The 11,467-nt window shown below is 41.2% G+C and carries 9 protein-coding genes and 3 pseudogenes; 4 read left to right on the plus strand and 8 right to left on the minus strand.

The features are described 5' to 3' along the window. Positions 1–87 precede the first annotated feature (87 nt). The 3 genes and pseudogenes from PS3_RS07405 (at position 88) to PS3_RS09945 (ending at position 3,234) form a co-directional block, all read left to right on the plus strand. Positions 88–1,437, plus strand: coding sequence for an FAD-dependent oxidoreductase (locus PS3_RS07405; protein WP_007122533.1), 1,350 nt, complete (start codon positions 88–90; stop codon positions 1,435–1,437). Between the two features lie 41 nt (positions 1,438–1,478). Next, positions 1,479–1,673 (plus strand): IS66 family transposase, encoded by a 195-nt coding sequence (locus PS3_RS10880; RefSeq protein ID WP_141566751.1) that lies wholly within the window; start codon positions 1,479–1,481, stop codon positions 1,671–1,673. A gap of 324 nt (positions 1,674–1,997) precedes the next feature. After that, positions 1,998–3,234 (plus strand): annotated as a pseudogene (locus tag PS3_RS09945) (ISL3 family transposase). Positions 3,235–3,396: 162 nt separating this feature from the next. On the opposite strand, the pseudogene PS3_RS10885 reads toward PS3_RS09945, so the two are convergent. The 7 genes and pseudogenes from PS3_RS10885 to PS3_RS07435 form a co-directional block, all read right to left on the minus strand. After that, positions 3,397–3,501, minus strand: a pseudogene (locus tag PS3_RS10885) (LPXTG cell wall anchor domain-containing protein); the annotation flags it as partial. A gap of 258 nt (positions 3,502–3,759) precedes the next feature. Continuing rightward, positions 3,760–6,321: a GbpC/Spa domain-containing protein gene (locus tag PS3_RS07415; RefSeq protein WP_040468618.1), complete on the minus strand. Its 2,562-nt coding sequence runs from the start codon at positions 6,319–6,321 to the stop codon at positions 3,760–3,762. A gap of 433 nt (positions 6,322–6,754) precedes the next feature. Next, on the minus strand, positions 6,755–7,006 hold the full coding sequence (locus PS3_RS10905; RefSeq protein ID WP_459560687.1) for an integrase core domain-containing protein: 252 nt from the start codon (positions 7,004–7,006) through the stop codon (positions 6,755–6,757). 12 nt (positions 7,007–7,018) lie between these two features. Next, positions 7,019–7,633: an IS3 family transposase gene (locus PS3_RS07420; protein ID WP_459560688.1), complete on the minus strand. Its 615-nt coding sequence runs from the start codon at positions 7,631–7,633 to the stop codon at positions 7,019–7,021. 23 nt (positions 7,634–7,656) lie between these two features. After that, positions 7,657–7,938 (minus strand): transposase, encoded by a 282-nt coding sequence (locus tag PS3_RS07425; protein ID WP_040468619.1) that lies wholly within the window; start codon positions 7,936–7,938, stop codon positions 7,657–7,659. A gap of 130 nt (positions 7,939–8,068) precedes the next feature. Continuing rightward, positions 8,069–9,493, minus strand: a complete 1,425-nt coding sequence (locus PS3_RS07430) for a PTS galactitol transporter subunit IIC (RefSeq protein WP_007122534.1) — start codon at positions 9,491–9,493, stop codon at positions 8,069–8,071. Positions 9,494–9,653: 160 nt separating this feature from the next. After that, complete coding sequence (locus tag PS3_RS07435) at positions 9,654–10,001, minus strand: winged helix-turn-helix transcriptional regulator (RefSeq protein ID WP_040468620.1); 348 nt, start codon at positions 9,999–10,001, stop codon at positions 9,654–9,656. Between the two features lie 170 nt (positions 10,002–10,171). Between PS3_RS07435 and PS3_RS07440 the strand changes: the two genes are divergently transcribed. Next, positions 10,172–11,194 (plus strand): zinc-binding alcohol dehydrogenase family protein, encoded by a 1,023-nt coding sequence (locus PS3_RS07440; RefSeq protein WP_040468621.1) that lies wholly within the window; start codon positions 10,172–10,174, stop codon positions 11,192–11,194. On the opposite strand, the pseudogene PS3_RS10175 reads toward PS3_RS07440, so the two are convergent. Continuing rightward, positions 11,159–11,383 (minus strand): annotated as a pseudogene (locus PS3_RS10175) (hypothetical protein); the annotation flags it as partial. The gene PS3_RS07440 and the pseudogene PS3_RS10175 overlap by 36 nt on opposite strands. Between the last annotated feature and the right edge of the window lie 84 nt (positions 11,384–11,467).

An 11,467-nucleotide genomic window follows, 5' to 3' on the forward strand; every position in this document is an offset into this window, starting at 1 on the left:
GGTGATTGAGCATATAAATTGCTTTTGGTATTTTACTTACTTATAATAAGTGTAATAACAAATGACTAGTAAAAGGCTGGTAAAACAATGGATAAATTTAAAAATATTATTATTGGATTTGGTAAGGCGGGTAAGACATTAGCTAAGTACTTGGCGCAGCATGATGAGACCGTGCTTCTGATCGAACGGTCTAAACAAATGTACGGAGGAACTTGCATCAATGTTGGCTGCCTACCATCTAAAAATTTAATCTTTAATGGCCAACGTGGCGTGGACTTCACTACAGCAGTTAATAAGCGTGGTGAGATGACTAGACAGTTGCGAAACAAAAACTATCACATGGTGGCTGATGAGCCACTAGCAACGGTTTGGGATGGGGCAGCCCGTTTTATCGACAATTATGTTTTGGCAGTCGTAATGAGTGATGGAACGACTAAGAAGGTGAGAGGTGAACGTATCTTTATTAATACTGGAGCAGTTCCAAATTGGCCATCAATCCCTGGGTTAGAATTTAGTCAGCGGATTTTTACGTCTAAAGAAGCTATGGAATTGAAGAAACAACCGAAACGACTAGCAATTATTGGTGGCGGTTATATTGGCCTTGAATTTGCTGGAATGTTTAATTCCTTTGGTACACATGTAACGATTTTCGACCAACATACCAGATTGTTAGAGCGCGAAGATCCTGATATTGCGACCGAGGTCGTAACAGATCTGACTAACGCAGGGATCGAGATTAAACTGGAGACTCAACTAACGCAAGTAAAAGATAATGGTGAGAAGGTTACATTATATTATCAACAAGGTGATCAAACCAACACTGCGGAATTTGATGCGGTGTTAGTTGCAGTCGGTCGGTGGCCTAATGTAAGTAGTTTAGGACTAGAAAATACTGATATTGCTTTAACCAATCGCGGTGCTATTCAGGTCGATGATCATTTAAGAACTACAGTACAAAACATTTGGGCTTTAGGTGACGTTAATGGTGGCCCTATGTTCACTTATGTCTCATTAGATGATTTTCGTATTATCATAGATCAATTGTTTGGTAAGGGGAATCGCTCAACGGCCGATCGAATGGTGATACCGACTGCTTCGTTCCTAAATCCACCACTGGCCAACGTTGGCTTAAATGAACGTCAAGCTAAGAGTGCAGGTTATGATTTACAAACCTTCAAGCTATCAGTCAAGGCGATTCCAAAGGCCCGGGTCTTGGAGGATCAACGCGGGCTTTATAAGGTAATCGTTGATCAAAAAACACACCTTATTTTAGGGGCAACATTGTATGCCACTGAGGCTCATGAAACCATCAATCTAATTGCATTGGCAATGAAGGCCAAATTACCTTACGAAAGATTACGCGACATGATCTATACTCATCCAACAATGTCTGAAGCCTTGAATGATCTTTTTAAGACCCCGGTTGTGAAAAGCTAACGCCCTAGAAACACAAAGCCGACTAGTTAATCGAGGAAACAATCAAGAAATCACCGTTAAAATTATTACGCAATGTGATTAACAATGCCCTTAATCTAAAGGACCGGGGTTACCAGATCTTTGAGCATTGTGATCTACCTTTACACAATAACCACGATGAGCAACAGATCCACTCTACCACGCTGGTGCGAAAGAATAAGCCTGTTCACAAAACCAACGGCAGGCGCAAAGGCTAATACGATCTGGTTTGGGATTGTACAAATGGTAAAATTAAATAAACTGGACGTCTTTAAGTATTTTTAACCATTACTAACGGTTTACACGCAACGTAACACGCCAGATATTGAGGCCACGTGTCGTGTTTAATAGAGAAACCAAAAGCGGGCGACTAACGCAGAAAACTGCGTTGGTCGCCCGCTATTTTTGGGGTCTAGAATTTCTGGTATTGATTTACATCAATGCCAGATTTTTTTGTACAATTTATGCATAGAAAAAGGACATTCTGTCCTTTGCCAAATTTACAATCAATCACCACAATTAATAGAAAGTTGGTAGGAAAAATGTCCCAAACTGATTTTACCTTAGAAGTGCTTGGAATTAAAGACCCAAACATTACTGTTCTAAACGTGACTAACGAACATATTAACCGTGAATCGATTTGTAGAATTACTTCAAAGCTTACCTATCCTGTTAATCACTGTGCTAATTGCGGATTCAAACAGGTTGTTAAGAACGGATTTAGAAAAGCACACGTAAGGCTAGCCAGTCTTAATGGAATACGATATGAACTAGAACTTTGGAAACAACGTTTCTACTGTAAGCATTGTTGTACAACGTTCGGCGCGAAGACAGATATTGTTGAATTTAATCATACTCTATCCCGTGCCATAAAAAAATCAAGCTATGATGTTCATTCGTGATGGTAATACTGAAACACAGATTTCAAAAATTTGTCACTGCTCAACGAGCAGTGTTAGAAGAACCGTTTATGAATACGTTCCTAAACAATATCGGTTAGCCGTGCTCCCTAAACATCTGTCGTTTGATGAGTTCCGATCTGCAGGACATGCAATGTCGTTCATCTGTTGCGATAGTGAAACTCATGAAATTGTCGCCAAATTAAATGACCGCTTATTATCATCGATTATTGAATACTTTGAAAACAGATATTCAGTTGAAGAACGGCAACGAGTTGAAACGGTTGTAATTGACCTGAACGCCCAGTATCAATCGTTTATTTATCGACTTTTCCCTAATGCGGAAATCATCATTGATCGTTTCCATATTGTCCAATTAGTAGGTCGATCTTTAGATCGAGAACGGATAAAATTACAAAAATCCCTTGATTATCAGAGTCGTGAATTCAAAATACTAAAATCCCAGTGGAAATTATTCCATAAAAACGCTAAGGAGTTAGAAACAGCTAAACCAGTGTATCTAAGAGGAATTAATGAGTATATGACGCCTCAAAATGCCGTAGATCTCATTACTGAAAAATATAGGGATTTTGGTGAGATATACGACACCTATCAGAATATCGTTATGTCGATCAAAGAAAAAAACATGGATTTACTGGATGAAACCATCAATTCTTATCAATCAACCCATACAGAACTTGATACCTGCATTAATACCTTTAAGAAGAACCGGAGGTTCATTAAGAACAGTATTAAATTTGAATACTCCAATGGACCGCTGGAAGGTATTAATCGTAAGATAAAGTCCCTTAAACGTGGCTGTTATGGTTTCTCAAACATTGAATACTTCTTCAAACGAATTGATTGTATATTTGCATAGAAATTAAAAAACACCACTCCCAGCATTAGGAGTGGTGTACAGGTCCATCAATACCAGTTGACGGAGACCCTATTTTTGTTTGAACCCGGGGATCTGAGATACCATCAATGGTTAAGATTCAACCCGGTTCGTTGTGGAGTGCTTACGATCATTCAATCATGATCAAATAGTAAATCTACTTATAACTACTAAACCTAAGCTTAGCAATAACGTCACTAGTCCAATTAACATCATACCCATTGATGATCCATTACCTGTTTTTTTCATAGTTTTTACGGTCAAGTCCAAAATGTTGGTGTAAATTAAATTCCGCGAATTTATCATTTCACAAACTTAAGCTTACCGTCTTCTTCTGAGGTGGCATCTTTTTCAATCCTGTCGTGACACTTTAGCTCAATGTTCAACTAAATTTAACATACTTTGGAAGGCTTTTCCAATTTACACAAAATTATTGACACTCTCAGAGCTTTCCCCAGCCACTAAAATTTAACTTGTAACTGTGTTAATTTGATGGAGTTAACCTTCTCAGGATCTCTTTTTGAAAAAAGAAGCTAGCTGAGTGAATCCCAAGAACGAAACCATGGCTAACAAAATCGTCCCCAGCACCCTTTGCTTGGTATCTTTCTCGTCCCCAGTTTGAGGAAGGCGTTTTTCATTAGTTGGTTGAGTTTCGGTATGCCGTACTGCCTTTACAGGACTAGGCTTTGTTGGTTCAGGTGTTTTATTTAGCTCCGTCGGTTTGGTCGGCTCAGTTGGCTTGCTTGGTTCCGCAGGCTTATTTGGCTCTGCTGGTTTATCTGGTACCGTCTCTTTAGCAACCTTTACTACCTTGGCTAAATGCCACTCAGCACTTGGAACCTCGGGAGCCTGCGGTTTTTCACCCGGCTTCTCATGGTCAAATTCTGGTTTCGGTGCGGTTGGCGATTTAACAGTTTCCGATTTCGAAACCGTGAGCTGGTTGTATTCAACATTCGCAGTTGGCTTAACAGGTTGTACCGGTGGATTACCAGGATCTTGCGGAACGGCAATCGATGAATTGATGTTAAACCAGTAAGAGGTGTTAAAGTCTGGCGTATTACCGCTGACATCAAATTCAATATAGTCCCCGGTTAGCTTCATCGCCCCAGCCCCGTAGTACTTATTTACCGGCCACTTGCCGTCGTTGGCGCTTGGCACATCATCCCATCCAACGGTTTTCGACGCCGCAACCCAATTCTGGGCCCCGCCATGGGCTAAGATATATTTATTATTGGTAATGTCTGAATCAGAAGTGTAGAAGGTTTCGCCCGTCTGCTTATTTACATATCCGTGCATATCATCAGCATCAAACTTTGCGCCTTCGGAAATCCTTTGGTTACTATTGACCGAGTAAACCCAGCCATTCTCATTAGGGGTTACTGACGAACCAGGAATGCCCACAAATTCATTATTACCAATGTTAACCCTTTCCAGGTGGTTCATCTGAATGGTTTCTGACTGCCCACTATCGCTAATGTATGGAATGGTCGTGTAGTGGTTCAAGGATGCTAAGCTCAAAACGGCCTTCCCGTCTGAGGTATCAAACTTATTACCGTCGCTACCATAGAAGGCGATTGTCATCTTAACTCGTAAATGATTATTAGGGTCGGTGGAGTTGCTTCCCACCCAGATGGTTTCGGTTGGGTCGTGCATAATCTGAGCCATGACTTCATCTGTGCCGTCAGATGAGCTCTCCAGTTCATACTTATAAACGACATGATCAATCGGCTTCCCATTGTACGTCGCCCCGGTAAGGTTGTGGTAGGTGACGGTCACCGGCTGGCCCTTTTTTAAGACGATCCAAGTATTCTCGGCTTCTCCATGAGGATTGTTTTGCTGGTAAGCTGTTTTATTGCCACTGGCATCCTGCATGGCATCAAGAGCTGCTTTATCAAAACGGCTAATGACGTCTTTGCTATTAAGCTGATCCGATACTTCCTTCGTCATGTAGGTATCGGCCCCTTCAATCGTCATCGTCGCATCCTTTTGCTGTTCAAAAACCAGGCCTTGCGCGGCCACTACTGCCCCGGCCCCTTGCGATTCCGCGGCTTGTTTTTGATATTCCTTAAAGGCCTTGTCCTCTTCATCCCACTTCTTTTTCTGATCAGCGTAGACGGCCATTTGCGCTTCATAGTTACTAAGTGCCTGCTGGTATTCAGTGATTGCCTTATTGATCGCCTCTGTCATCGTGGCGTACTTGCTCAAAGCATCAGCACTACTATCAGCTTCGGATGAATCGTTCTGGTTAACAGTCATGCCCAGCTGCTGAGCTTCCTTAATAGCCTTCTCCAGTTCGGTTGGTAATTTAACCGTCGCGCTAGTTACCGTTTCTTCATTCCCATTACTGCTCGTAGTGGTTTGGGAAACATCGGTTAAATTACTATCGTTCTTAAAGTCAGCAAGGTTTTGAGCATTTCTTTCTTTGTAGCGCTGGTATTCCGCTTGCTCCTGATTGTACTTTGCTAACGCCTGTTCATATTCTTGCTTAGCAATCTGGTAGCTATTAACCGTGTCGTTGTATTTCTTCAGTGAATCCTGGAAGGCTTGAACAGCTTGCTTATAATCACTGGTTGTCTTGTTAAGATTGTTAATTTGGTTAGCGTAGTCATCACCAGCCGCTTGAACATCGTCATACGTTTGGTCGGCGGTCTGGGTCGTCTTTACGCCGGCAGCATTGGCCTTATTAACTTCTGAATCAAGGGACGCCGCTTGATCATTGGTGGATAAATTGGTTTTGGGATCTAACGTTCCGGTCGTTGTCCCTTGGCTATCCTTCGTGGTTGTCGTGGTGGTCGTCTTATCAATTAAGTTACCATCACTTGCCCGATTGCCGGCGACCCTGACATCATCCATAGAAGCCAAAGACGACGCACTAGTCCCGCTGGTTTGAACACCGGCAGCATTGCTAGTATTACTTTCCGAAGAGGTTGCGGCGTGGGCTTGAGGCGAACTCAATACAAAAGAAAACAGGGCAACTGACGCTACTCCAATGCTAAGTTTCCTAAGCGAGTAACGCGTAACCTGTTCCCGATACTTTTCCTCTTTTAAGCGATAATTCTTCTTCCCCATAATAATGTCTAGTCCTTTCTAAAAAACCGATTCTGCATTGTCTAACTAACCGATTGTCTGTATTTTTCACCGCCTGTGCGGGGAAACTAGCCAGCAGTCGAATCTCGCAGCTCTCCCGTTCGTTGAGGTCCAGGATTACCTTAGTTATCGCTTTACTATACCGACCTGGTAGGCGTCGAACAATCACCAGCTATAACTGCGGTAGGGTTCTTATTTTACAACATAAGTACTTTCACTTAACACCCTTAAATATCTTCACCAATCATTAACAATTCAGTTACTAGTATTAGCGTAGTTGTTCAATGAATGTTCCTAATGATATAACAAAGGTGCTGTATCGACAACGAAAAAGCCTGCACAACGCCTTTTGTTATATTAAACCTTGGTCTGATTCCCTATCAATAAAATAGACAACTTAAATAGAGACTTTTTTCTATGCGGCAGCTGATTTTTGAATTTGAGCTTGGAACTCATCTTCAAGTTGCTTTGGCGATTTGAATCCACAATGACTGTGAATTCTTACCGTGTTGTAAAACGTTTCAATGTACTGAAAAACTAGTCGTTTTGCTTCTGAGTATGAATGAATTTTAAATCGATTTAACCATTCACGCTTAATCAAGACATGAAACGACTCAATGCAGGCATTATTCCACGGATAAGCCTTCTTTGAATAACTTAACGTCATGTTAGCTGTTACTTAGTTGTAGGCTTCAGACGTAAATTGACTACCACGATCACTATGCATGATTAATGGCTTGCTTATATGGCGACCGTGCTTAGTTTTTTCTACAAGTGGGATGACATTCGATACCTCCAGGGTTTCAGATAAGTCCCAACCGATAATCCGTCGAGAGTACAGGCCCATAATGCTGGTTAAATAAACAAATCCGTCATGAATCGGAATATAAGTGGTGTCAATGCACCAAACGGTGTTTGGTCGCAAAGGGTTAAACCGCTCGTTCAAAATGTTTATTAGTTGCTTATCAAACTTGGAATTACGAGTAGTTGTCGCCCAAGGGGTTAGGTAAATGGCATGAATTCCTAGTTCGCGCATATACTTACCAACGGTTCGTTCAGCTATCTTATATCCTTTTGAGCGAAGCTCCTGAGTGATTTTGCCGGCACCATAAATATATAGGCTCTTTAGCCATATAGCCTTAATTTCACCTTGAATAAACTTCTTACGAAGCTTTCTTGGTGATTGGTGGTTACGACGCGTTTCGCGCTGATAATAACCACTTCTTGAGATTCCAACATAATCACACATGCCGTTGATGGAAGGACGGGATTCTGAAGCGTGCTGGACGTCCATTTCTTGATATACCTTTTCGGTGGTTACTTGCTCAGAATCCCGATTGATTTTTTTAGAACTTCGATTGCTCCTTCGGCGTCACGAAGTTGACGCTTCAGCCGGGCAATTTCCTTGTCACTGACAAAGTTACCTGACCCACGACCAATCTCCTCAGCCTCAGTGAATAGCTTAATCCATTTATGTAATGTGCTAGCGCCAATACCTAAATTCTTACTCATTTCGTTAACAGACAGGTGATCCTTGTTGTCCAAGTAGTACTGAACTGCCTGTTCCTTAAATTCTTTGTCATTATCTGATCCTCCAATTTACTTACTTAATTATACTAAATCAGAGTCTCTATTTAACTTGTACACTTTTTATTCTAGGCCCAGGTAAATAATATAACTATAATGCTTCGAAATGTTACTATTCAGGTAATTTTGAAGCGTCATAATCTTATTTTGCATTCTTTTCCGCCATCCGGTTCAAATAAGACCAAATTTGTGGTCGATACCGGCGAAGCCCATACAACGCTACCAAGTAGATAACGATACACAGCCCAACCCAAACCGGATTCTGGGAAATAAAGGCCGCGAATATAAGGGCGTTTACCGGCCGGGCAATTAGATTGAAGCTAGTAATCAAGACTACCCCGGCTGGAATCGCCACCCCATAGTGAGAAACCGTACCGGTGTAGATAGTTCCTAACCAACTGGAGGCGTACAGCCCCAATGAGAACCAAACAATTCCGTTGGCAATCACCTTTAAAATATTGCCACGAGTAACGGCGACGATCGATTCAACCATGAAGGGCAACGATATTAAATCAACTACCGGTAGAACCCGATTCCCCGGTAAGATGAAGGCGATTACCACCATAATCGGTATTAGAATCACCCCGGCAATGATTGTAGCTGGCTCCCCGTAACCAACCCCATCATCAACACCAAGGAACCACCGTTTTTTATCGTGAATAGCATCGATTTCTTTTCCTTGCTCAGCCACTTCCTTTTTGCGATTCTTGTCAATCTCTTCAGCCAATGGCGCGAAGGCTTTGGCAAAGACTCCGGTCACCAGCGGGAAAATTGTCATTACGGCAGCTAGCTGCACGGCAAACTGGAGGATTTGTCCCCACGCTTTGATAGTTCCTAAACTATGGAGATTCCCTAGGATACCGATAATTAACCCTAACAACGCCCCTAAGGTCGTCGGTTCCCCAAACACGCCTAACTTATTCTTAAAGTATTCCGGAGTCACCTTAACCCTGTTGAAGCCGAGTAGATTCCACAGTGGATCCAAGAAAATTGCCGGGATGGTCTGCTCAATGTTATGTGAGGCCGCCACCGTAGCGTTTTTGACCCCATAGTAATCTGACCATCGATCTGCCTGAACTTCCGCCAACACTAAGGAATACAGGAGCATAAAAAAGGACAACCCCATCGACAGCCAAAAGTTGTGGGTAACATAGTAGGCCATCGTCCCCCAAATCATGAAACCAAAGTTGTTCCATAAGTTAGAGGCCATAAAGACTTTAGTGATTCCCAAGGCAAAGATCAGCAATTCAAACAGAAGCCCGAACACAAAGAAAGCCAGGCCTACAGTTGACCCAAAGCTAGCTAGAGACCCGGCTTGCCAGCCAATATCGACCACCGGGAGTTTAATTCCGGTAGTACTCACCATCTGCTTAATAATCTTAGTGACCACCGGTGTGAATTCTGAAATGATCCAACCAAAACCCGTCAGCCCCACCCCGGCGTAAAAGGCGCTCATCATTGCCATTTTGGGTTGAACCTTTAAGAAAAGGGCGATGATAAAAATCATCACCGGGACGACAACGCTAGCCCCAAACGCCGTAAAAAAGGCATTGACATCTTGAAACATATTTTCCACCCCATCTGCTAGTGTACATTGAAAATAAATATATAAATCCCTCGATAAATCATTAGTGCTAATGTTATTCTAACTCTAGAAGAAAGCGTTTCCCAACTAAAAGCCGTTATTTTACCGGATAAGACGCTAACTAATTTAACATATGGCATTTTTAGTTACTATCCTCAGAGTTTATGGAGTTGTAAGTTTGCCCCCATTTGTCCATTTCTAGAATAATTGGCGTCAGTGTCTCACCAAACCTAGTCATTCTATATTCTGTTTTAGGAGGAATCACTGGATATATCTTTTTTTCGATAATCTTGTCCGTCTCTAACTCATTAAGTTGTAGCGATAACATCCTACGAGAGCAATTCGGCATTTTTTTTTGCAATTCACTAAATCTACATACTTTATTTTTTATAAGATGATACAAAATTACACTTTTCCATTTACCTGAAATTATTTGTAAGGTGCTTTCAACAGGACAACCATTACTACAGTTAAAAATATGTCTTTGCAAGCCCAACACTCCTTCTTAAAAAAACTAAATGTTTTAATTATAAATTAATTTATTCTTTGTGGCTATTAGGGAAATAATTGTTACATAGATAATTTAAATTCTCTTCTTGTATGTCTTATATAACAAGTTACTATTTGTAAGTTATAGAACAATAGAAAAGAGGACTCACTATGAAAGCTATCGGATTTACTCAACATTTAAACATTAACGATTCTAGAAGCTTATTCGAATTTGAAGAAAGTGTTCCAGTACCTAAAGGGCACGATTTGCTCGTCAAAGTTAATGCTGTATCCGTTAATCCAGTTGATGTTGGTGTACGACGTGGCGGGCACGGCAAACTTACAACTCCAAAAGTTATTGGATGGGACGCATGTGGAATTGTAAAAAAAGTGGGTAATCAAGTATCTCTATTTAACCCCGGAGATCGGGTATATTATGCCGGTTCCTTTAAACGTCCAGGAAGTAATAGTGAATATCAGTTAGTAGATGAACGAATTGTTGGACATGCACCTAAATCCTTAAGCGACGATGAAGCAGCCGCAATGCCTCTGACTTCATTGACAGCTTATGAAGCGCTATTTGAACAACTGTCAGTGTCCTCTAATAGTCAAAGTAATAAAGATAAAACCATTTTGATCATTAATGGTGCTGGTGGAGTAGGATCAGTTGCAACACAATTAGCTGCAAATGCAGGACTAACCGTAATTGCCACTGCTTCACGTCCCGAAAGTATCAATTGGGTCAGAAGTCATGGTGCTAAATACACTGTAAACCACAGGAATAATTTAGTCGACGAAGTCAGAGAACTTGGTTATAAATTTGTAGATTATATTTTAGAGTTAAAAGATATTGACAATCATTGGAAAGAAATGTGTGAGTTAATTAAGCCTGAGGGAGCTATTGCTTCGATTACCGAAAATAGGCGACCTATCAATCTACGTTTATTAACTCAAAAGAAAGCAATCTTTGCTTGGGAATGGATGTATACCAAGTCTTACTATCATACAAATGATATGCAAACCCAACATGATATTTTAGAAAAAATTGCATATTTTCTTGATAATGGCCAATTAAAGTGTACTCTAACACATTCCCTTTCTCCTTTAAATGCAACTAATCTTCGGAAAGCACATAGTTTAGTGGAAAGTGGGCATATGGTTGGTAAAGTCGTTGTTTCTGGATGGAAGGAATAAAATATGAAATTGGGAAACTTTAGGGGACATGGCTAAAATGAGCCCGCCATTAGTATTTTTAGCTTCACTAAGGACCACTAACGGGACTTTTAAGGGATTTAGCCCCCGGGCAACGGCCTCGCAACTAGCATAAAAGGACTTGTTATCAATTAAGAAAAACACGCCATGCGGTTCATCATCAAAAAACATTTTCATCATTTCCGTTAGCTTTTACCTGTATGGTAGCACGGAAGGAAAACGTGTGTTCCCTAAAAGCTGCTAGAAAACTGATTA

This window comes from Limosilactobacillus gastricus PS3, from assembly GCF_000247775.1.
Taxonomy (GTDB): Bacteria; Bacillota; Bacilli; order Lactobacillales; family Lactobacillaceae; genus Limosilactobacillus; species Limosilactobacillus gastricus_A.